We start from the raw sequence: 21,859 nt of genomic DNA, 5'->3' as shown, positions 1-21,859 counted from the left end.
CCGGAATGCAAAAAAGCCGGACATAAATCCGGCTTTTAAACTTTTCAGATTTTACCCGCTTTAGCGGCATTTCTGACCAGCCCGCTTTAGCGGCACTTTTGAATCGCAGCGAGCGCTGCGGAAATGCCCTTCAGGGAATAGGTATAGGTGGTTTTTGTACCACGCTTTGATGCAGCATTTACAACCATATCCGCACCGCCGCGCATGGCAGCAATCAGCTTTGGTTCTTCTGCGGCATTTTCCATCCAACCGGATTTACCATTGGTGAACATATTAAAGCGCGCATTGCCGATGGTGACGGTCACTTTAGAATTGGCCTGCAATTCATAACCGGCCATAAATTGCGGCTCAAAAGATACGTTCTGGCCTGGCTTCTGGCTGACGAGGAAGAAATTATCTCCGTGGTCTACAGATGCAGGCTGCTTCTGGGTCGGGACGGACAGGACATAACATACTTTACCGTTGCCCGACTGATAGCTGTATGCGCCCCAGGCGTTGAACTGGCTGATCTGGCTCGGCGACTGGGCAAGCGCACTGCCTGCCATAGCCATTGTGAACACAGAAGCCGCGACGATCGATTTTCCAAGCATAGGTCCTACCGGTTCTCTTTCGTTTTGCTTCAAACTCAAAATCCGGGAAACATGCTGTTTAAGGCACGTCCCGTTTGTTTGTCTTAATTTGACTTAATCTGGGTTACCAAACCGTGAAGTTTTGAGGCAAAAGAGAGGTTTTTCTGAAGAATATGCAGAAATTCTCACTCACTTGCCCTTATGCGTGACTTCAGCATCAGGAAAACGGCGATAGTTTGTTCTCAGGTTTTTTGATTCTGTATTCTTGGAAATCAGCGATTTGTACAGACGGACTGAGGTCAGTGCTCCTGCGGTTCCGCGTCAGGGTTCTGGCTTAAGGACTGTCGTGCGGCGGCATAATGCGCCGGTGTAATATGCCGGCGTACTGAGGCCAGCGCCGCCATTAAGACAGCCATATCGTCGGTGAAGCCGATGCCGACCAGAAGATCCGGTACAAAATCAAAAGGCAGCACGAAATAGGCAAGCGCGGCCAGTAATGTTGCACGCACACGGGCAGGTGTTTTCGTGTCCAGTGCGCAATAATAGGATGCGACCAGATCTTCTGTAAAAGGCACTTTGCCTGCGGTCTTTTTCAGGGTCTTCCAGAAATTTTTGCGCACACGCTGTGCACGGCTTTCCTGTTCGCGCTCTGAGCCCGGCTGCAAAATTTCACCTATTTTGACATCATCCATAGCAAATCCTCATCGGGAAAGAGATGGTGTGACCTGAGCATCTTTACAAGATATCAGGATTGTTGCCGGTACCGAAAACGGATCACCCGGCATAATCATTGATGAGTTGCGCCATGTGCATATCCAGCGCTGTCAGACCTTTGGCCGAATGGGTGGTGAGGGTAATTTCGACCTTATTATAGGTATTTGACCACTCCGGATGGTGGTCGAGTTTTTCTGCGGCCATGGCAATACGGGTCATAAAGGCAAAGGCTGCATTGAAGTCGCGGAATTTGAAGTTTTTACGGATTGAGCCGTGATCTGCCGATAATTCCCAGCCGGACAGGCCGGACATGGCTGCTGAAATTTCTTCACGGGTGAGGGGTGTCCGGGACATGGCAAGCTCCTGAGGCGGTCAAAAACAGGGATATGAGAACGGGGATATTAGCATAAAACCGGATTAAATTATCGTAACTTGTTTTTTGTACAGTTTCGGTTCATTTCACATTTTATATTGATGCTGTATCAGAGCAAATTCTGATCGGGGCCAATCATTGATCCAATGATTGCACAGGCTGAAACATGCCCGCATCTGTTGCTTATAAGTCTTATAGTGTGAATGTCGGGGGGAATGTATGTCGCAGCCATTTTCGATACTTTTCATCTGTCTTGGTAATATTTGCCGTTCTCCCCTGGCTGAAGGTGTTATGCGCAGCGTTTTGCAGGAACGCTTCCCGCAGCGGGAGTTTCTGATCGATTCCGCAGGTACCAACGGGTATCACACCGGAGAGGCTCCGGATGAGCGCTCTGTTGCCGTTGCGGCAAGAAACGGAATTGATATTTCCGCACAACGCTGCCGCCAGCTTGGGACTGTGGATTTCAATCGCTTTGATCTGATTTTGGGCATGGATCAGAATAATTTGATGACAATCAACCGTCTTGCACCAGCAGGCAGTTCTGCGGTGACAGGCTTGTTCACCGCAGTGGCACGGGATGGTTTTGCGGGCAATAGCGCTGATCGCGGAGAAGAAATCCCTGATCCGTATTATGGCGGAAACGCCGATTTCGAACGGGTTTACCGGATGGTTCGGGAAGCAGCGGAGGCGCTAGCCGACAGGTTATAATGTGGCACTGGCCGAAAGACAGCTTACTAAAGAAGCGGCAGAGTAATCTGCCGCTTTTTTGTTTAATAGGCTGATGCAGCACTTTGTCTATTATGGTGCCGCAACTTACTCTGCGGCGCTTTGTTTCGCAGGATGCCGCAACTTACTCTGCAGCGCTTTGTTTAGCAGGGTGCTGCAGCTACTCTGCAGCACTTTGTCTATTATGGTGCTGCAGCTACTCTGCAGCACCGGCACGAAACTGATAATGCAGAGGCGATGCCCTGTCTTCAAAGCCCGCATTAAATGAAGGCTTGCGCAGCGGCCACACTTCTTCCGTGACATAAGGCCCGCCGCCGGTGGATTCCTTCGACGACATCAGCACAAAACGGGTGACATTGAACGGCAGCGTGGTGAAATTGCCCCGCTCCGAGAGATAACGGGCAATCTGCATATCCGGCAGGCCTTTGAGCCGTGCCAATGTGACATGCGGGGTAAATTTGCGCGGGTCAGGCGGCAGCCGCAATCTCTGGCATATCCGTTCCATCTCTGCCTGCAAGGCCAGCAGTTCAGGGGATGGCGTAACACCGGCATAAATACTATGCGGTTTTTTGGTGCCGAACACATCGACGCCGGTCAGTTGCAGCGTAAAGCCGGGCCGGTCAATCCGGTCAAGCGCGTGAACGATCTCATCGGCCACATGACCTTCGACATCGCCGATGAACCGTAATGTGATGTGATAATTTTCCGGATCAATCCAGCGGACAGAACCTTTGGGTCCGATAAGCCCGCCACGCAAAAGTGAGAGTGACAGGGCAGCATCCCGGGAGATTTCGAGGGCAGTGAAAAGGCGCGGCATAGCATCCTCCTCAATGGGATATGGTCTCAAATATGGTTCTTTCCAAACCAGCACCATTGACTTGCGGTCTGATCTGGAGCGGCTCCTCAACCTGCAAGTGAAGCAGATTGCAAAGCCTTAACTGACAGCGAACCACCGATCTGCTCATTGCACAAGTGCTTTGTGAGATAAGCCCCAAAACTTTGTCTGCTCGTGTTAAGTTTTGCGGCTTTTTACCAGATCATGTGTTGCTGATTGAATAACTATCATACAGATTGTGTCAGGAAGATGAATCGCACTTGTTGATAATCTTCCCGGCAGGATCAGTTGAGATCAATTGATTCCTGATCCAGCATGGCCTTCACATCCGGCAGAATATTGGCAACCATGACCTTCACACCTTGCGGGTTCGGATGCATTCCGTCTTCCAGCAGCAGTTTTTTGTCAGCTGCCACACCGTCAAGAAAGAACGGGTAAAGTCTGACCTGATATTTGTCTGCGAGCTTTTGATAAAGCGGATTAAATTTGGCAGCATAATCTGCACCCATATTCGGCGGTGCAATCATTCCGGCCAGTAACACCGGAATGCCGCGTTCCTTTAGACGCGCCAGCATCTGGTCGAGATTTTTCTCGGTCAGTTCAGGGGAAATGCCGCGCAGGGCATCATTCGCACCAAGCTCCAGAATAACCAGTTGCGCTTCATCCGGCACAGACCAGTCAAGACGAGCCAGGCCGCCGCTGGAGGTGTCGCCGGAAACACCAGCATTGGCAACTGCGGTTTTATAACCGGCTTCACTGAGTGCTGTCTGCAATTGGGCGGTAAAGCCGTCGGTCTGCGCTAGCTGATATCCGGCCATCAAACTGTCGCCGAAACCTACAATCTGCACTGTATCTGCAGCATTTTCCTGTGCCTTTGCGGGTAATGAGACAGCCAAAAAAAGCCCCAGCAGCAAAGCCATGCCTGTAAGATGTATGAACCGCAATGCCATTGGTTTGTTGATCCTGTCCGAGTTTTCTTATTTGCATATGGCGAATATTCTGTAGCTTGCAAGAGCCAAATTTATGGTCAGGGCAACAGTATTTCACCCTTTGCCCTGTACATTAGCTTTCTGCGACCCCAGATAGAAAACAATCTGTCTTCAGAGCCTCCGCCATTTATCAGGGAAATGACGTGACCATGCAGCCTCACCAATCCGGTATTACGCTTGAGAATATTGATCTCACACTGGGCAGCAATGCCGCCCGCGTCCATGTTCTCAATGATATTTCCCTGAAAATACAAAGCGGTGAATCGGTCGGTATTGTCGGACCGTCCGGCTCCGGTAAGTCTACATTGCTGATGGTGCTGGCAGGGCTCGAAAAGGTCGATAGCGGTCAGGTGCTTATCAGCGGCGAACGGATCGACCGGATGAGTGAAGATCAGGCCGCAGCTTTCCGTGGCCGTAATATCGGTATTGTTTTTCAGTCCTTTCACTTGATCCCCAATATGACAGCACTGGAAAATGTGGCGGTACCGCTGGAGCTGGCGGGGCGCGATGATGCATTTGTCGTTGCCGAACAGGCTTTGAAATCCGTCGGGCTTGGCCATCGTCTGTCGCATTATCCGGCGGCACTTTCCGGTGGTGAACAGCAGCGTGTGGCGATTGCCCGTGCCTTGGCACCGCGACCGGCTATTCTGATTGCCGACGAGCCAACCGGAAATCTTGACAGTGAAACCGGCAACCAGATTGCTGATCTGCTTTTCTCCAAACAAGAAGAATACGGGCTAACAATGGTGCTGGTGACGCATGATCCGTCGCTGGCTGCTCGTTGCGGACGGGAGATTCAGGTGCGCTCCGGTCGTATTCATTCTGATCCCGTGTCTGGCAAGAGCCATACGCATGAAGAAACCGTTCAGGCGGAAGCTGCGCAATGACGGCGTACATGACAGGGATGGCAAGTCAAACTGCAACGAAGCCGTCTTTCGCGCTGGCATTGCGTTTTGCTTTGCGCGAAATGCGCGGTGGTTTAACCGGCTTTTATATTTTTCTCGGCTGTATTGCGCTTGGTGTCGCGGCAATTGGCGGCGTCAATTCCGTTGCCCGTTCTATTGCCGATGGTCTGGCGGTTGAAGGACAGGCTATTCTCGGCGGCGATGTCAGCTTTATGCTCAATCAGCGTGAGGTGACGGAGCAGGAACGGCAGTTTCTGAACGCGCAAGGCACGGTGTCTGAGAATATCACCATGCGTTCAATGGTACGCATGACAGATGGTTCCGATCAGGCGCTGGTTGAGGTGAAGGCGGTGGATAGCGCCTATCCACTCTATGGCACATTGAAGCTGGCGCCGGATCTGGAGGCTTCAGATCGTTTTGCATTGCAGGACGGAGCCTATGGCGCGGCTGTGCCGCAGCTTTTGCTGGATCGTCTGGGTCTGAAGCTCGGTGACCAGATCATGCTCGGTTCGGCAAAGTTTGCGTTGCGGGCGATTATTGAGAGCGAGCCGGATATGCTGGGCTCCGGCATGGCTTTGGCACCGCGTTTTCTGACTTCTGATGAAGCTCTGCGGGCGTCCGGTCTTATTCAGCCCGGCAGTCTGGTCAACTATATTTATAAAATCGCTTTGCCGGATACGGCGCAGGCAGGAGCACAGGATACACGTCTGGCAGCGCTGGAAGCTGCAGCGGAGAAAAATTTCCCTGAAGCGGGTTGGAATATTCGCAACCGTAATAATGCGGCACCGGCTTTATCCGCCAATATTGAGCGGTTCTCGCAATTTCTCACCCTTGTCGGCCTCACATCGCTGATTATCGGCGGTGTTGGTGTTGCCAATGCCGTGCGTAGTTTTCTCGACGGCAAACGGCCTGTTATTGCTACCTTTAAATCGCTGGGTGCATCAGCTGATTTTGTGGTGCTGATTTATCTGTTTCAGATCGTGGCTATTGCGCTGATCGGAATTGTCATTGGTCTGGTACTGTCACTGGGGCTCAGCGCCGCGGCGATCTATGGCCTGTCATCTTATCTGCCGGTCAGCGGCGGACTGAAGCTCTATCCGCAAGCGCTGCTACTGGCGACTGCTTTCGGACTGATTACCACGCTGATCTTTGCCCTTCTGCCTTTGGGGCGGGCACGGACAATTCCGGCAACAGCTTTGTTCCGCCAAAAAGGTTTTGACCAAAGCGGTTGGCCGCCGCTGCTCTATATGCTGACTGCCGGACTTCTGCTGCTGATATTGATCGGGCTGGTGCTGTTTTTTGTTGAAGATCAGCGCATTGCCGGTGTGTTTATCGTGGGAGCGGTTGCTGCGTTTATCATTCTGCGCGGGGTCTCATACGCGTTGCGGATGCTGGCGCGTAAAGCGCCGCGGTTCCGCTCTCCGGCTTTGCGGCTGGCAGTGGGCAATATTCACCGTCCGGGTGCGCTGACGCCGTCCGTTGTGCTCTCGCTCGGTCTTGGCCTGACTTTGGTGGTGGCGCTGGCTCTGGTTGATGGTAATCTGCGCCGTCAGATCACCCAGAGCCTGCCTGCCCATGCGCCGAATTTCTTTTTTGTCGATATTCAGAATACGGAAATTGATGGCTTCCGCGATCTGTTGGCGAAAACAGCATCGGAAGGCAAAGTCGTCAGTGCAGCGATGTTGCGCGGACGCATAGTGGCTTTGAACGGCACCGATGTTGATAAGGTGACTGTGCCGCCGCAGGGCGCGTGGGTGCTGCGCGGAGATCGCGGTATTACTTATGCGAAAAATCTGCCGGAAAATTCCACAATGACACAAGGTGAGTGGTGGCCAGCAGATTACAGCGGTGAGCCGCTGGTATCTTTTGCGGCTAAAGAGGCGGAAGAGCTCGGGCTTAAAATCGGTGATACTGTGACAGTGAATGTGCTTGGCCGGAATATTACTGCGAAGATCGCCAATTTCCGTCAGGTACAGTGGGAAACACTGGCGATCAATTTCGTCATGGTGTTCTCGCCGAATACTTTTGCCGGCGCGCCGCATTCATGGCTGGCGACACTGACCGATGCCAATGCGGCACCGGAGCAGGAGGCCAATGTGTTGCGCACGGTAACGCAGACTTTCCCTGCGGTCACATCTGTGCGGGTTAAAGATGCGATTGAAGTGGCCAATGACCTGATCAGCCAGTTGGCGGTAGCTATACGATGGGCTGCATCGGTCGGCTTGCTGGCGGCAATTCTGGTACTGGCCGGAGCACTGGCGGCAGGTAATCGTGCCAGACAACATGATGCGGTGGTGCTGAAAACATTGGGGGCTACACGTCTCACGCTGATCCGCGCCTTTGTCTATGAATATGCGCTGCTTGGCTTGGCAACGGCCGTTTTTGCCCTTGGAGCGGGTGGTCTGGCTGCATGGTTTGTGGTGGTAAAGCTGATGAATTTGCAGATGCGGATGCTGCCGGACGTGGCATTTTTCACAGTGCTGACGGCGCTGGTTCTGACCGTCGGCTTTGGTCTTGCCGGTACATGGCGGGTGCTTGGGCAGAAGGCAGGGAGTGTTTTACGGGAATTATAAAGGCTTAAATACTCTGTTTTATCGTACTGAGAGAAACAGGATGCAGCGTAAAAGATTCTAAAAACAAAGCTTTTTTACTGGTAAAGGGTTGTTTGGTCTTGTTTTGAACATGCAAAATAACCATTATATCAGGCAGGCATGCTGGGGTTCCGCCAGCGGCGCCTGGGGAGCGCCCCCGACACCGGACGGAACAAGGCAAGAGGAATATTATGGTAGATTTTCGTAATGTACAGGCGCAGAGCCCGGTCGGGGCGCGCGCAGACGCAGCCGTCGATCAGGGACTGCGCTCATACATGCTTGGCGTTTATAATATGATGGCGATTGGTCTGGCCGTAACCGGTCTGGCTGCACTCGGCACATCCTATCTCGCCATGAACAATCCGGCCTTCGCACAACTTATGTATGGCAGCCCGCTGAAATGGGTCGTAATGCTTGCTCCATTGGCTGCCGTATTTTTCCTGAGCTTCCGCATTGAGCGCATGAGCGTTGCAACCGCGCAGCTGACATTCTGGGTTTATGCCGGTTTGGTTGGTCTGTCGCTGTCCTCGATCTTCCTCGTCTTTACCGGCGAGAGCATCGTGCGTACGTTCTTCATTACCGCAGCCTCTTTTGGTGCCCTGTCGCTTTACGGCTACACCACCAAACGCGACCTGTCGGCAATGGGCTCGTTCCTGATGATGGGTCTGTTCGGCCTTATCATTGCCTCCGTGGTTAACATCTTCCTCGGCTCTTCTGCTCTGCAGTTTGCAGTATCGGTTCTTGGTGTTTTGATCTTTGCCGGTCTTACCGCCTATGACACCCAGCAGATCAAGGAAATGTATTACGAAGGTGATGCATCCGATGCGATGGGTCGCAAGATTGTAATGGGCGCACTGCGTCTTTACCTCGACTTCATCAACATGTTCATGTTCCTGCTCAACTTCCTGGGCAATCGTGAATAGTGCTGAAGGTTTTCAGGTTTTGAAATCAGAAAGGGCAGCCGCAGGGCTGCCCTTTTTCATTGTTGTTTCACCAGCGTATCTTAAATCCGAGATTGCCGGAGAGACTGTAATTGTCACTGATATTCTTCGTGGCGCTGCTGGTTTCAACTGTCCCGAAGATGGCATATTTGCCGTCATTCCAGCTATAGGTCGAACCCAGCGTTAATTGCAGCTGTGTGCGGGTTTGTCCGCCGGTATAGAAAGGTGTGCCGGAAACAAGGATGAGATTGGAATTTCCTGTGAAGTTTTGCTGCACGCCAATCATGCCGTAAAGATCCAGTTTTCGGGTGAAACCGGCAGCATCCTGCCATGCATTTTCATAGTTCGTTGCCAGACCAATTCGACCCAGCACATCATTCTCATTGGAGTGATGGACTCTGGCATCGTAGAAATCCGTATAATCCTTCAGATTCAGACCGGAATAGGTCAGTTGTGCCTGCGGTGTGAATGACCAGAAATCATTATACTGGATACGTTTTCCGACTTCGATGCCAAAACCATAACCGGCATTATTATGATCGGAGACATGGTTCTTCCGTGTCAGATCAGAATAAAGGTCGGTCTTGTACCAGCTGACCTGTGTCTGGGCATCGACATAAAAACCATTATCGCCATACCATGTCAGAGCACCGCCGAAACCATAGGCCTGCGTGTTGATATCGCCATCGCCATAGCGCGAATAGCTTCTGCTTTTGGCATCAATATAATGCACCCAGCCGCTCCCGATCAGGCGGCCGGTCTCGGTTTCGCGCAACTGGCTGTCGAGACCCGCTTGTACCAGCCAGTAATTCTGGCGGTATTTGCTGGCAATGGTTGATGATTGCGAGCTGTAATTTTCCTGACCGGCCTCTGTGCGTATCCAGAACAGTCCTGTATCCGTTACGACTGTACCGGCTTCAGGTGGCTGATAGCCGGACCCCGGACCATCGCCTTGGGCAATATGATAGGCTCCTGCACCGCTCCAGTAACGGTTTCCGGCGCGTGTATAGAGCGATGACATCAAAGTCTGATTGATGCTTCTCATGTTTTCAACATTATTGTTGTAAAGCGGTACGCCCGGCTGATAGCGCGGATCCGGATTTGGCCCCGGAGGTGCTGGTGGTACAGGTGGAGTAGGCGATGACGGAGGTCCCGGAGGCACTGGCGGGCCTGGAGGTGTTGGCGGACTAGGTGGAGTTGGTGGTGTTGGAGGGGATGGTGGTGACGGCGGGCCGGGAGGGGAGTCTTGTGTGCTTCGTAAATACCAGTCTGTTGTATTGTTTCCCTCAGGGGTGCCTTTATGGAGGGTATAAGCATAAGCACCTGCAATGATGGCCGGTTGACTGCCATCTGTTGTTGTAAAATCTGGACTTCCCAGTGTCATATTTCCGAAAGAGCCGGTAGTAGTTTGATATTCTATGAGGCGAATACCGTTTTTGGTTAAAGCGCCTTGTCCTCCCTTGTTATTGATTTTAAGAATAGAGTTTCCGTCTGTCTCAGTTCCAATTGTAATACTGTCGGTCTGTGAATTGTCATCGCCGAGTACTGTGTCAAAAAGGATAACGCTTTTATCGTTAGGTTTGAGAGGAGATGCTCCATCAAGAATGTCAATGTTGATATTTGTATAACTGTTGTCATTACCAATATTTACTGTTCCTTTGTTTTTTATTTGTGCATATTTCATGAATCCTGATAATGTGGAATTTTCATTGATTGTTATCTGAGTATTGTTGAGATCAATAGTGTTTGTTGTGCTTCCGACAATTAAATCTGCACCTGATTCAATAGAAATATTAGCACTTATAAATGATTGGAAATTTAAATTAAAAGTATCTCTGGTTTTGTGGATAACGAGATTGGTTTTATGTTGGTTGAAATCAAATGTACTTGCGGTGAAGCTTCCGGTGGAGCTGGACGGATCATTGGGATTTCCTATGTGGATATTTACTAATCCCTCCGCATTTTTAGATGATATGAGTTTTCCCGTCGTATTAAACGCCCCGCCATCGTATAAATATATATCGGCTTGGCCGTATGCTCCTAGAATTGTATCGCTATTTGAAGAGAGTTCGCTTTTGCCGCCTGATATGTAAGCGGTGAATTGGGAGCCCTTTTCACTGGCTATGGTTAGAGATTGAGCTGAAACTTTCGCGCCATTGGTGATTATCATGTCAACCTTGCCACTTTGGGCCATGGTTGTTTTCCCAAGCTGAGCTTTAGTATTTTTACCGTCGGCATTGAAGTTGACAACCGTACCCTCTTGTACAGAGAATGTAGCCTCTTGGGTTGAGGCATGTATGAATTTGCCGCCACTGCTTAGATTGACGTTAGTAATAGCCCCGGGTTGATCGCTGAGTAGGATTTGGTCTTCAATTGTAAGCTGGCCGTTCGACCGTATGGTGAGCGTTGAGGTCACTAAGTTGCTGGGCCCAACTGCTGTTGTCAAAAGGTGGCCATAAGCTTTTAATTGCCCGCCATCTAGAATTAGGGCGTTTTTAGTTCCTGCCGCGGAGCCGCTGAACTCCAGATCGTTTATTTCTGCTGGTAAGCTTGTACTGGTCAGCGTTGCGGTATAGCTTTTCGTAGCCCTCCACCACGCGTTGTCATCTTTAGTGGGGAAGGTTGTTACTGGGCCATATCCTCCATTTGAAATCCAGTTTTGGGCATTGTACCAGTCAGAGTTGGTCATGCCATTCCATACAAAATCATCTGCATGTAAAATACTTGGCTGAGAGTATAATATCGTTGTAGATAAAATTAATGCGTAATATTTATTTGATTTAAGAACCATGATTATCTCCTTGGTTCTTAATTGATATGTTTAATGTTTACTCATATCAGCTGTTATATTTAACAAGATTTTAATTTATATGATAATTTAACGTTTATAAATCTACGCTGTGACTTTTATAGCAAAACGCCGCTGAATTTCTTCAGCGGCGTTTTTATTCATATTAAGCGCTTAGCTATCAGGCTTTGGCCAGATCACGCAGAACGGTCTGTAGAATGCCGCCATTCTTCATGTAGTCCAGTTCATCCAGCGTATCGATACGGCAGATCAGGGGTACCTGCTTCACGGAACCGTCAGCGAAAGTGATGGTTGCATTGGTCTTCTGGCGTGGACGAATGTCTGCCAGACCTTCAATGGTTACCACTTCGTCGCCCTTCAGGCCGAGGGACTGCCAGCTTGTGCCTTCTTCAAACACAAATGGTACAATGCCCATGCCGACGAGGTTGGAACGGTGAATACGCTCAAATGACTGCGAGATCACAGCTTTAACGCCGAGCAGATTAGTGCCTTTGGCAGCCCAGTCACGGGACGAGCCGTTACCATATTCAACACCGGCAAACACAACCAGCGGAACGCCCTCTGCTTTATACTGCATTGCTGCATCATAGATCGAGGTTTCTTCCTTGCTTGGGTAATGAATGGTGTAACCGCCTTCGCGGCCATTTTCACCGAGCATGTGGTTGCGGATACGGATATTTGCAAAAGTACCGCGCATCATCACTTCGTGGTTGCCGCGACGTGTACCGTACTGGTTGAAGTCTGCAACGGCGACGCCGTTATCGAGCAGATATTTACCGGCAGGGGACTGTGCCTTGATCGAACCGGCTGGCGAAATGTGGTCAGTGGTGATCTTGTCGCCGAACAGGCCGAGCACGCGAGCGCCCTTGATGTCGGAGATTTCACCGGCTGATTTGCCCATGCCTACGAAATATGGCGGGTTCTGCACATAGGTCGAATTATCGTCCCATGCATAGGTCTGACCGGCTGGTACCTGAACGGCCTGCCAGTTTTCGTCGCCCTTGAACACATCGGCATATTTTTCCGAGAAGATCTTGCGCGTTACGTTCTTGGCAATGAATTCCTGAATTTCAGCGGATGAAGGCCAGATATCACGCAGGAATACAGGGTTGCCGTCTTTGTCTTCACCAATTGGTTCTTTGGTCAGATCTTTGGTGACAGTACCGGCCAGAGCGTGGGCAACAACCAGTGGCGGGGATGCCAGATAGTTGGCCTGAACGTCAGGTGATACGCGGCCTTCAAAGTTACGGTTACCGGAGAGAACAGCGGCGCCGATCAGGCCTTTTTCATTAATGGTCTTGGAGATCGGAGCAGGCAGCGGACCGGAGTTACCGATACAGGTGGTGCAGCCGAAGCCAACCAGGTTGAAGCCCAGTGCGTCGAGATCTTTCTGCAGACCTGCATTTTCCAGATAGGCAGCTACAACCTGAGAGCCAGGAGCCAGCGATGTTTTAACCCAAGGCTTGGTTTTCAGGCCTTTGGCAACAGCATTACGGGCAAGAAGACCGGCAGCAATCAGCACGCTCGGGTTCGAGGTGTTGGTGCAGGAAGTGATCGCAGCGATCACAACATCACCGTGGCCGAGGTCGAAATCTTCGCCTTCAACAGCGTAGCGTGCGGTCTGACCGGTTGTTTTCTTGTATTCTGTTTCCAGAGAAGTCGCGAAACCGGAAGCAATGCCTTCCAGAGCAATACGGCCTTCAGGACGCTTCGGACCAGCCATGGATGGAACAACGTCGCCCATATCCAGCTCAAGAATGTCTGTGAAGACAGGATCTGTGCTGTCAGCTTCACGCCACATGCCCTGTGCACGGGAGTAGGCTTCAACCAGTTTGAGACGATGTTCGTCACGGCCGGTTGTGTTCATGTAGTTGAGGGTTTCTTTGTCTACAGGGAAGAAACCACAGGTCGCACCATATTCAGGGCCCATATTGGCAATGGTTGCGCGGTCTGCAAGGGTCATATTGTCGAGACCCGGACCGAAGAACTCAACAAATTTACCGACAACGCCTTTTTTACGCAGCATCTGGGTAACGGTGAGCACGAGGTCAGTCGCGGTGACGCCTTCTTTGACCTTGCCGGTCAGCTTGAAGCCGATAACTTCCGGCAGCAGCATGGAAACCGGCTGGCCGAGCATCGAAGCTTCCGCTTCAATACCACCAACACCCCAGCCAAGAACGCCAAGGCCGTTGACCATGGTTGTGTGGCTGTCTGTACCAACGCAGGTGTCAGGATAAGCAACGGTTTCGCCGTTTTCTTCCTTGGTCCATACGGCCTGAGCCAGATATTCAAGGTTAACCTGATGGCAGATACCTGTGCCCGGAGGAACAACGCGGAAGTTCTGGAATGCCTGCTGGCCCCATTTCAGGAAGCGGTAACGCTCGGCATTGCGCTGATATTCGAGATCAACGTTGTTTTTGAAAGCCTGCGGATTACCGAATTCGTCAACGATCACAGAGTGGTCGATTACGAGGTCAACAGGAACCAGCGGGTTGATTTTTTCAGCATCGCCGCCGAGTGCCACCATGGCATCGCGCATTGCAGCAAGGTCAACAACGGCAGGAACGCCGGTAAAGTCCTGCATCAGTACGCGTGCAGGACGATAGGCGATTTCTGCACCGGCAGAACCACGGTCAACCAGCCATTTGGCGATATTTTCGATATCCGCTTTCTTGACGCTGCGGTCATCTTCGAAGCGCAGAAGGTTTTCAAGCAGAACCTTCATGGAGAATGGGAGTTTGGATACGCCTTCAAGACCGTTTTTTTCAGCTTCGGTCAGGCTGTAATAAACATAGTCTTTGCCGTCGACGGTAAGCGTCTTACGGCATTTGAAACTATCGATGTGAGACACGATGTTCGTCCTTCATGCTTACTGGCCGGAAAACCAGGACGAACGCCTCTGCTGCGTTTCAAGGACGCGCTTAGGTGCGGGTGCAGTCATTTCCGCTGTCCGTCCCGAGGCCTGTGCTTAACAAGGAACTTGTTTAACAAACATCAGGCTTTAGAGATCGGCCAAAAATGGTTTCCACGCCGACCGCTGGCATGGTAGCTGCTATATAGTCAGTTTTTTAAAACTGTTCCAGACTCTTAAAGCGTAAAATTATGCTGTTGCGGCGAAATGTTGCGGCTTGTTTTGTCGGGGTTCCTGATAGGGAAAACCGGACAATTTGATAAATATTCGTGGTATCGGAGGCCATATGCGGCTTGTTGCGGAAAATCTGAGCGGAGAACGGGGCGATAATCTCCTGTTCAACTCTCTGTGCGCAAGCCTGAGCGATGGTCAGGCTTTGATTATCACAGGGCCGAATGGCGCAGGAAAATCAACGCTGCTGCGAATCATTGCCGGTCTGTTGCCCGCTTCTGACGGTACGGTCTGGCTGGAAATAGATGGGGCGCAGGAGCCGGTGATGGCACACAGCCATTATCTCAGTACCCTCAATGCGATGAAACCGGCGCTGAGTGTTTATGAAAATCTGAAGTTCTGGCAGGATTTTCATGGAAGCCCCCTGCATGATATTGATGAGGCTTTGGAAATTGTCGGCCTCTATAATATTGATCATCTGCCTTACGGCTATCTCTCCACAGGGCAGAAACGCCGTGTGACCATTGCCACGTTGCTCTGCTCGCACCGGCCATTATGGCTGCTGGATGAGCCGACTTCGGGTCTGGACACCCATGCGCAAGCGATGTTTGCCGGGGTGATGCGCGAGCATTTAAAAAAGGGCGGCATGATTGTTGCGGTTACGCATATTGCGCTCGGTCTGGAACAGGCGGGTTCTGATGCTGTGCAGCATTTGCGGCTTGAAGATTACCAACTTGGCGACCATGGCGCTGAAGCGCAGGGCTGGCTGTCATGAAGGCTTTGTTCTGGCGTGATCTGCGTATTGCCATCCGCGCAGGCGGTGGTGCTTTAACAGGTATTCTGTTCTATCTGGCCGTTGCCGCCGTCGTGCCTTTTGCCGTCGGGCCTGATCTTAAATTGCTGGCGCGTATTGGTCCTGCAATGTTGTGGCTTGGCGCGCTGCTGGCGGTGCTGCTCGGCCTTGACCGGTTGTTTCAGGCAGATCGCGAAGATGGTTCACTCGATGTGATGATTATGGCGCGGGAACGTCATTTCCTGACATTGACGGTGATTGTGAAATGTCTGGCGCATTGGGTGGCAACGGTCTTGCCGCTGGTGATTGCCGCGCCGTTTCTCGGGCTGATTATGAATATGGAGCCACTGGCAATCGGTGCAACAGCGCTCACATTGCTGATCGGCACACCGGCAGTGATCTTTATCGGCGCATTGGGCGCGGCGTTGGCCGTTTCCATGCCGCGCGGCGGGTTGCTGGTCTCGGTGATGATCCTGCCTTTGACCATTCCGGTGCTGATTTTCGGTGTCTCGGCATCCTATGGTGCAGTGACGGAAAATGCTGCATTTCTTTCACCTTTGCTGATGCTGTCGGCGAATACGCTGATTGCTGCTATTATCGGGCCATTAGCCGCAGCTTTCGCATTGAAAATTTCGACAGATTAAACCCATATTCTGAATAAGAGTGCTGCCTCTTGCGAGGTTTCTCTAAGGATAGCTTAAGCTTACAAATATATCCGGGTATCTATGACTGAACGATCAACTGATAAAGCCTTATCCAAAGATGCACCGCGCCGCTTTCAGGCGCTGCTTGATCTGGCTAATCCGACACGCTTTTTGAGCCTGAGCAGTACAATCCTGCCATGGCTGTCGGCGCTGACTGTGCTGTTATTGCTTGCGGGTCTTTATATGGTGTGGTTCGCACCGGAAGATTATCAGCAGGGGCTGACCGTGAAGATCATGTTCATCCATGTGCCTTTCGCATGGTTGTCGATGATGTGTTATACGGTGATGACCATTGCAGCACTCGGCACGCTGGTCTGGCGACATCCGCTGGCTGATGTCTCGGCCAAAGCTGCTGCGCCGCTCGGCGCGATGTTTACCGCATTGGCGCTGGTTACCGGTTCACTGTGGGGTAAGCCAATGTGGGGCACATGGTGGGTGTGGGATGCACGCCTGACCTCAGTTTTCATTCTGTTTCTGATGTATCTCGGCATCATCGCGCTGACCCGCGCCATGGACGATCAGGCAAAAGCTGCGCGAGCTGCCGCTGTCCTGACACTGGTTGGTTTTATCAATATTCCGATCATCAAATTCTCGGTCGACTGGTGGAACACATTGCATCAACCTGCTTCCGTTCTGCGTATGGAAGGGCCAGCCATGCCGCCGAGTATGCTTTATCCGCTGCTGGTAATGGCACTGGCGATGACCATGCTGTTTTTCACGCTGCATCTGATGGCGATGCGTAACGAGATTTTCAGCCGCCGCATTGCGGCAATGCGCAAGATCGCAGCCCGCAATGCCGAGCGCGAAAACCGTAAACCGGCAGGAGAAGCGGCATGACCCATCTGAGCTATGTTCTTATTTCCTACGGTGTTTCTGCCACGGTGATTGTGGCAATTGTTGCATGGATATTGCTGACCCAGACACGTTTGCGGGCAGAGCTTGCACGACTTGAGAAACAGGGCATTCGCCGCCGCTCGCAAAAGGCTGATTGATAATGACTGATCCGGTGAAGACATCTGGCGGAACGGATGCTCCGCAGAATAAAAAACGCGTTGTGGTGGCGCTTCTGCCGCTGCTTATTTTTGCAGCACTTGCCGGTATTTTTACATGGCAGTTGCTGAGCGGAAAAAATATGCAGGAAATTCCCTCAGCTTTGATCGGGCGCGATGCACCGCTGACCGATCTGCCGCCGCTGGAAGGATTACGGCTGGCTGACGGAACGCTGGTGCCGGGCTTGAAAGGCGCTGATCTGAAGGGGCAGGTGACGCTGGTCAATATCTGGGCATCGTGGTGTGTGCCGTGTCGTGATGAGCATCCGCAGATTATGAAGCTGGGGCAGGATAAGCGCATTAAAGTGGTAGGTCTGAACTATAAAGACGCGCCGGAAAATGCACTGGCCTTTCTGAACAGCCTCGGCAATCCTTACAATGTCGTCGGCACAGACCGCTCCGGCCGCGCCGGTATTGAATGGGGTGTTTACGGCGTGCCGGAAACCTTCATCGTCAACCGCGAAGGCAAGATTGTTTATAAATTCGTCGGGCCTTTGAGCACAGAAAGTCTGATCAAACAATTCATGCCGGAGGTTGAGAAAGCTTTATCAGATAAGGGTTGATGTCTGAAGAATGCGATTACACTGCACTTGCCACGGTGCAGTTGTAAATTTTAGTTGCTGTCGATTTCCTGTAAAAAGCTCTCCAGCATGTTCTTGCTTTTGGTTAGTTTGGCTGCCTTTTGGTCGACCAGCTGAATCTGTTCATGCAGGGTCTTTCGCAGTTCATCGCAAGGCTCAAATACGGGGTTTTCTCCTCTTATACATGGAAGAAATTGCCGGATAGTCGTTAGTGTCATGCCGGCAGCGCCAAGCAGTTTGATCCGCTTCACAGTACGAACCGCATTACTATCATAATCCCGATGACCACTTGTTGAGCGCTGAGGTGTCAGCAGCCCTTCAGCTTCATAATATCGAAGCATGCGTATGGTGACATTTGTCCGCTTTGATAGTTCTCCGATTTTCATTGAATGTCCTTGACTCTGACAGTGCTGTCAGACTGTAAAGCATTTGCTCCTTCATTGAAATCATTCAGGAGCAATAGAATGTCATCAGGAACTGAACAATTTCAGGCTCAGATTAATGGCCTTGCTGCAACAAAAGAAGAGCTCATTCCATTGGCTTTTTCCGGGTTTGCGCATTTTACTGCTATGCAGGTGCGCAACCGCAAAGTGAAGGGGTTGGATCTTCATCTGGCTCGCTTGCAAGCTGCATCGGCTGCTTTTTATGGCAGAGCATTATCTGATGAAGTGCTGAAATCTTATATCAAAACTGCAATCAATGCCGGACCGGAGGATCAGTCGCTTATGGTGACGGTGTTTTCCCGTCATGGTGAATTTACGGCGCAGAGTATGGACGTAGAGCCTGCTGTGCTGGTGCGCACAGCATTGCCATCTGATGGTCCGCAAGGGCCTTTACGATTAAGTGCGGTTGCTCACGAAAGACCTCTTGCAAATATAAAACATGTGGGGGAGGCCGGTAAAACCTTCTATTTACATGAGGCTATCAGGCAAGGGTTTGACGATGCGGTATTTGTCGACAGGCAGGGTCGGCTGAGTGAGGCAACAATCTGGAATATTGTTTTTTGGGATGGTGAAACGGTTATTTGGCCAATAGCTGAAATGTTGACGGGGACAATGATGGGCATTGTCCGGCGACAATTGGAACGCCTTGGGGTTCCTCAACGCCATGAAGAAATAACCATTGCGCGGCTTTCTGAGATAAAAGGAGCGGCGGTTATGAATTCATGGACACCGGCAATGCCGGTAAAAGCTATTGCATCAACCCTTATTCCCGAAGCGAGATCATTTATAAATTTGCTTCATAAAGCTTATGAAGCCGAGCCAGCTTATTCGCTTTAATGTTGAAAAGGCCCCGTGGAGGGGCCTTTTCAGTATGGTTTGAATTACTCAGGTACGTGTCTCACCGCACCTTTGGCAGCGCTGGTGGCCATGGCTGCATAGGCACGAAGAGCCGTGGTGACTTTGCGCTTGCGCACTTCTGTCGGCTTCCATGCGGCAATGCCTTTGGCTTCCATCTCTGCACTGCGTTTTGCCAGTACAGCATCATCAACAGCCAGATGAATTTTGCGGTTCGGAATGTCGATCTCGATCAGATCGCCTTCTTCAACCAGACCGATCAGGCCGCCTTCAGCGGCTTCCGGCGAAACGTGACCGATGGAAAGACCGGAAGAACCACCGGAGAAACGGCCGTCAGTAATCAGCGCGCAAGCCTTGCCCAGACCTTTCGACTTCAGATAGCTGGTCGGATAGAGCATTTCCTGCATGCCCGGACCGCCGCGCGGGCCTTCATAGCGGATCAGAACAATATCGCCTTCTTTGATCTTGCCGTTGAGAATGCCAAGAACCGCACTGTCCTGACTTTCAAAAATACGCGCAGGGCCGGAGAAGGTCAGGATACTGTCATCCACACCGGCGGTTTTAACGATACACCCGTCTTCCGCCAGATTGCCGTAGAGCACAGCCAGACCGCCATCCTGAGAGAAGGCATGTTCTTTGGTGCGGATAACGCCGTTTTCACGGTCGCTGTCGGTGTTATCGAAATAACGGTTCTGGCTGAATGCAACCTGTGTCGGAACACCACCCGGTGCAGCACGGAAGAACTCGTGCACGCTCTCATCGGATGAACGTTTGATATCCCATTTTTCCAGTGCATTTTTCAATGTGCCGGAATGTACCGAGCCGACATCGGTATTGAGCAGGCCTGCGCGGTCAAGCTCACCGAGAATACCCATAATACCACCGGCGCGATGCACGTCTTCCATATGCACATCCGGCACGGCCGGTGCAACTTTACACAGCACCGGTACTTTGCGGGACAGGCGATCAATATCGGACATGGTGAAATCCATTTCCGCTTCGTGTGCTGCCGCCAGCAAATGCAGTACGGTATTGGTGGAGCCGCCCATGGCGATATCCAGTGTCATTGCATTTTCAAAAGCTGCAAAGCTGGCAACTGCGCGTGGCAACACGCTCTCATCATTGCTTTCATAATAACGCTTGCAGAGGTCAACAACCAGACGACCGGCTTCAAGAAACAGCTCTTTACGTGCCGCATGGGTGGCAAGGGTCGAGCCGTTGCCCGGCAGCGACAGACCAAGCGCTTCGGTCAGACAGTTCATGGAGTTGGCGGTGAACATACCGGAGCAGGAGCCGCAGGTCGGGCAGGCGGAGCGCTCAATTGCGTCAACTTCTTCGTCAGTATATTTGTCGTCAGCGGCTGCGACCATGGCATCAACCAGATCGAGCTTCTTGACCTTGTCATTCCAGACAACTTTACCGGCTTCCATCGGGCCGCCGGAAACAAACACGACCGGAATATTGAGGCGCAATGCGGCCATCAGCATACCCGGTGTGATCTTGTCACAGTTGGAAATACACACCATCGCATCGGCGCAATGGGCATTGACCATATATTCAACCGAGTCGGCGATGATTTCGCGTGATGGCAGCGAATAGAGCATACCATCATGACCCATGGCGATACCGTCATCGACCGCGATCGTGTTGAATTCTTTGGCAACGCCGCCTGCTTTTTCGATTTCGCGGGCAACCATCTGGCCGAGATCTTTCAGATGCACGTGACCCGGCACAAACTGGGTAAAGGAGTTGACCACAGCGATAATCGGCTTGCCAAAATCACCGTCTTTCATGCCTGTGGCGCGCCAGAGGCCGCGCGCACCCGCCATATTGCGGCCGTGGGTGGAAGTTCTTGAGCGATAGGCTGGCATGATCTTATTCCCTTATGCATTACAGCGCTGCGAAACTCCTGTTTGCAGAAGTTGCAGAAATGCAGTGTTATCTTTTCAGATATGTCTTACAGTACCCGAGCGTACGGTGCAAAGTACAAATTGCCTCACATGCAAAATTCTTCGCGTGCAGCAGCGCAAAATAAAAAAGCATCGCCCGTTTGAGACGGGCAATGCTTTATCGTCGATATTACCGGCGTTTCTGTGACTGAACTCAGAATGCTTTGAAAGTCAGCGTTGTCAGCGAGCGGATGATATGCGGGATATCATGAACATTATCATTGATAAATTTGCCGATATCATCACCTTCCTGAATGTAGATCTTTGCGAGAAGATCATATTCGCCGCTGGTGGAATAAAGTTCCGAGGCGATTTCACGCTCATAGAGCGTCTTGGCAACATCATAGGTTGTGCCGGGTTTGCACTGGATTTGCAGGAATACTGGTTTCATCTCACATCTTTCCTGTAAGAGAACGGATCATATAAAATTCAAAGCAGGTCAGAAAGACTGCTGTCTGACGGCACAAATAGCAGTCTGTGTGCTTTAAGGGTAGCGAAAAATCCTGCCTCAATTTTACTGTGCAGCTTTATCCTTGTTTACACAATTGCTGAACAATGTCTGCTCTTTGGCGCTGTCATCAGCTTCAAGAAACGACAGAATGCCTTCATCGCCTTTTGTATGCCAGCGATAGCTGTCCTGTTCATCAAGAGCGATATAACGTGCGCCTGAAGCCGCTGGCCAGATACGCATCGGCACCAGCTTACCTTCCGTGTAAAGAACAGCTGCTGATTCATCATTTTTCAGACCATTGATATAGACAACATCCAGCTCAACATTCCGCTCGCATATATAGGTCACTTTGGTAAGCGCCTGCATCTCGTCAGCTTCCTGCGCGGCAACACTGCCTGCAAAACCGCAAAGTAAAAGACCGGCAGAGAGTGATGGGATGATTGCTTTCAGCATCAGTTTATCCTTTTCGTTTACAGCACTTACAGAGAAGGCAGGGAACC

At 51.2% G+C, this 21,859-nt stretch carries 21 protein-coding genes; 10 read left to right on the top strand and 11 right to left on the bottom strand.

All coding sequences use genetic code 11. The features are described from left to right. Window positions 1-86: 86 nt before the first annotated feature. The 3 genes from F7P81_RS04865 to F7P81_RS04855 form a co-directional block, all read right to left on the bottom strand. Window positions 87-590 carry an invasion associated locus B family protein gene (locus F7P81_RS04865; protein ID WP_022710204.1) on the bottom strand — a complete coding sequence of 168 codons (504 nt, stop codon included), beginning with the start codon at window positions 588-590 and terminating at the stop codon, window positions 87-89. A 278-nt stretch (window positions 591-868) separates the two neighbouring features. Next, a complete protein-coding gene (locus F7P81_RS04860) occupies window positions 869-1,261 on the bottom strand; it encodes a YkvA family protein (protein WP_022710203.1) in 393 nt (130 codons plus the stop codon). A gap of 82 nt (window positions 1,262-1,343) precedes the next feature. Then, a complete protein-coding gene (locus F7P81_RS04855; RefSeq protein WP_151158737.1) occupies window positions 1,344-1,637 on the bottom strand; it encodes a 4a-hydroxytetrahydrobiopterin dehydratase in 294 nt (97 codons plus the stop codon). 238 nt (window positions 1,638-1,875) lie between these two features. On the opposite strand from F7P81_RS04855, the gene F7P81_RS04850 reads away from it, so the two are divergent. Next, window positions 1,876-2,364 (top strand): low molecular weight protein-tyrosine-phosphatase, encoded by a 489-nt coding sequence (locus tag F7P81_RS04850; RefSeq protein WP_151158736.1) that lies wholly within the window; start codon window positions 1,876-1,878, stop codon window positions 2,362-2,364. 214 nt (window positions 2,365-2,578) lie between these two features. Here the strand turns inward: F7P81_RS04850 and thpR are convergent, their stop codons facing one another. Further along, window positions 2,579-3,199 (bottom strand): RNA 2',3'-cyclic phosphodiesterase, encoded by a 621-nt coding sequence (gene thpR, locus F7P81_RS04845; protein ID WP_151158735.1) that lies wholly within the window; start codon window positions 3,197-3,199, stop codon window positions 2,579-2,581. A 302-nt stretch (window positions 3,200-3,501) separates the two neighbouring features. Then, window positions 3,502-4,167: an arylesterase gene (locus F7P81_RS04840; RefSeq protein ID WP_083646744.1), complete on the bottom strand. Its 666-nt coding sequence runs from the start codon at window positions 4,165-4,167 to the stop codon at window positions 3,502-3,504. Window positions 4,168-4,355: 188 nt separating this feature from the next. Between F7P81_RS04840 and F7P81_RS04835 the strand changes: the two genes are divergently transcribed. The 3 genes from F7P81_RS04835 (at window position 4,356) to F7P81_RS04825 (ending at window position 8,625) form a co-directional block, all read left to right on the top strand. Beyond that, window positions 4,356-5,093, top strand: a complete 738-nt coding sequence (locus tag F7P81_RS04835) for an ABC transporter ATP-binding protein (protein ID WP_151158984.1) — start codon at window positions 4,356-4,358, stop codon at window positions 5,091-5,093. Window positions 5,094-5,110: 17 nt separating this feature from the next. Then, window positions 5,111-7,684, top strand: a complete 2,574-nt coding sequence (locus tag F7P81_RS04830) for an ABC transporter permease (protein ID WP_151158734.1) — start codon at window positions 5,111-5,113, stop codon at window positions 7,682-7,684. A gap of 209 nt (window positions 7,685-7,893) precedes the next feature. Beyond that, the gene (locus tag F7P81_RS04825; protein WP_075654041.1) at window positions 7,894-8,625 is read left to right on the top strand and encodes a Bax inhibitor-1/YccA family protein; all 732 of its coding nucleotides are present in this window, start codon (window positions 7,894-7,896) and stop codon (window positions 8,623-8,625) included. Window positions 8,626-8,692: 67 nt separating this feature from the next. On the opposite strand, the gene F7P81_RS04820 is transcribed toward F7P81_RS04825, so the two are convergent. Next, complete coding sequence (locus tag F7P81_RS04820) at window positions 8,693-11,434, bottom strand: autotransporter family protein (protein WP_151158733.1); 2,742 nt, start codon at window positions 11,432-11,434, stop codon at window positions 8,693-8,695. A gap of 178 nt (window positions 11,435-11,612) precedes the next feature. After that, window positions 11,613-14,303 (bottom strand): aconitate hydratase AcnA, encoded by a 2,691-nt coding sequence (acnA, locus tag F7P81_RS04815; RefSeq protein WP_374828045.1) that lies wholly within the window; start codon window positions 14,301-14,303, stop codon window positions 11,613-11,615. Window positions 14,304-14,649: 346 nt separating this feature from the next. On the opposite strand from acnA, the gene ccmA reads away from it, so the two are divergent. The 5 genes from ccmA to F7P81_RS04790 all read left to right on the top strand — a co-directional run bounded on the left by ccmA (window position 14,650) and on the right by F7P81_RS04790 (window position 17,643). Beyond that, window positions 14,650-15,309 (top strand): heme ABC exporter ATP-binding protein CcmA, encoded by a 660-nt coding sequence (gene ccmA, locus F7P81_RS04810; protein WP_151158983.1) that lies wholly within the window; start codon window positions 14,650-14,652, stop codon window positions 15,307-15,309. Further along, a complete protein-coding gene (ccmB, locus tag F7P81_RS04805; RefSeq protein WP_022711326.1) occupies window positions 15,306-15,971 on the top strand; it encodes a heme exporter protein CcmB in 666 nt (221 codons plus the stop codon). Before ccmA ends, ccmB begins: the two co-directional genes overlap by 4 nt. An 81-nt stretch (window positions 15,972-16,052) precedes the next feature. Beyond that, complete coding sequence (locus F7P81_RS04800; protein WP_151158731.1) at window positions 16,053-16,868, top strand: heme ABC transporter permease; 816 nt, start codon at window positions 16,053-16,055, stop codon at window positions 16,866-16,868. Next, on the top strand, window positions 16,865-17,023 hold the full coding sequence (gene ccmD, locus F7P81_RS04795; protein WP_075654044.1) for a heme exporter protein CcmD: 159 nt from the start codon (window positions 16,865-16,867) through the stop codon (window positions 17,021-17,023). The genes F7P81_RS04800 and ccmD overlap by 4 nt, the downstream gene beginning before the upstream one ends. Window positions 17,024-17,025: 2 nt before the next feature. Beyond that, window positions 17,026-17,643 carry a DsbE family thiol:disulfide interchange protein gene (locus tag F7P81_RS04790; protein ID WP_151158730.1) on the top strand — a complete coding sequence of 206 codons (618 nt, stop codon included), beginning with the start codon at window positions 17,026-17,028 and terminating at the stop codon, window positions 17,641-17,643. Between the two features lie 50 nt (window positions 17,644-17,693). Here the strand turns inward: F7P81_RS04790 and F7P81_RS04785 are convergent, their stop codons facing one another. Next, window positions 17,694-18,047 (bottom strand): MerR family transcriptional regulator, encoded by a 354-nt coding sequence (locus F7P81_RS04785; RefSeq protein WP_151158729.1) that lies wholly within the window; start codon window positions 18,045-18,047, stop codon window positions 17,694-17,696. Between the two features lie 78 nt (window positions 18,048-18,125). Here F7P81_RS04785 and F7P81_RS04780 point away from each other — a divergent pair, with 78 nt between their 5' ends. Further along, the gene (locus F7P81_RS04780; RefSeq protein ID WP_151158728.1) at window positions 18,126-18,941 is read left to right on the top strand and encodes an aminotransferase class IV family protein; all 816 of its coding nucleotides are present in this window, start codon (window positions 18,126-18,128) and stop codon (window positions 18,939-18,941) included. A 44-nt stretch (window positions 18,942-18,985) separates the two neighbouring features. On the opposite strand, the gene ilvD is transcribed toward F7P81_RS04780, so the two are convergent. The 3 genes from ilvD to F7P81_RS04765 all read right to left on the bottom strand — a co-directional run bounded on the left by ilvD (window position 18,986) and on the right by F7P81_RS04765 (window position 21,812). Continuing rightward, window positions 18,986-20,830 carry a dihydroxy-acid dehydratase gene (ilvD, locus tag F7P81_RS04775; RefSeq protein ID WP_151158727.1) on the bottom strand — a complete coding sequence of 615 codons (1,845 nt, stop codon included), beginning with the start codon at window positions 20,828-20,830 and terminating at the stop codon, window positions 18,986-18,988. A 232-nt stretch (window positions 20,831-21,062) separates the two neighbouring features. After that, a complete protein-coding gene (locus F7P81_RS04770) occupies window positions 21,063-21,299 on the bottom strand; it encodes an Lrp/AsnC ligand binding domain-containing protein (RefSeq protein WP_022711319.1) in 237 nt (78 codons plus the stop codon). A 123-nt stretch (window positions 21,300-21,422) separates the two neighbouring features. Beyond that, window positions 21,423-21,812: an MliC family protein gene (locus tag F7P81_RS04765; protein WP_022711318.1), complete on the bottom strand. Its 390-nt coding sequence runs from the start codon at window positions 21,810-21,812 to the stop codon at window positions 21,423-21,425. Window positions 21,813-21,859: the final 47 nt, after the last annotated feature.

It is taken from the genome of Pseudochrobactrum saccharolyticum, from assembly GCF_008801715.1.
GTDB classification, from domain to species: domain Bacteria; phylum Pseudomonadota; class Alphaproteobacteria; order Rhizobiales; family Rhizobiaceae; genus Pseudochrobactrum; species Pseudochrobactrum saccharolyticum.
This window is presented reverse-complemented; position numbering and strand designations above follow the sequence as displayed.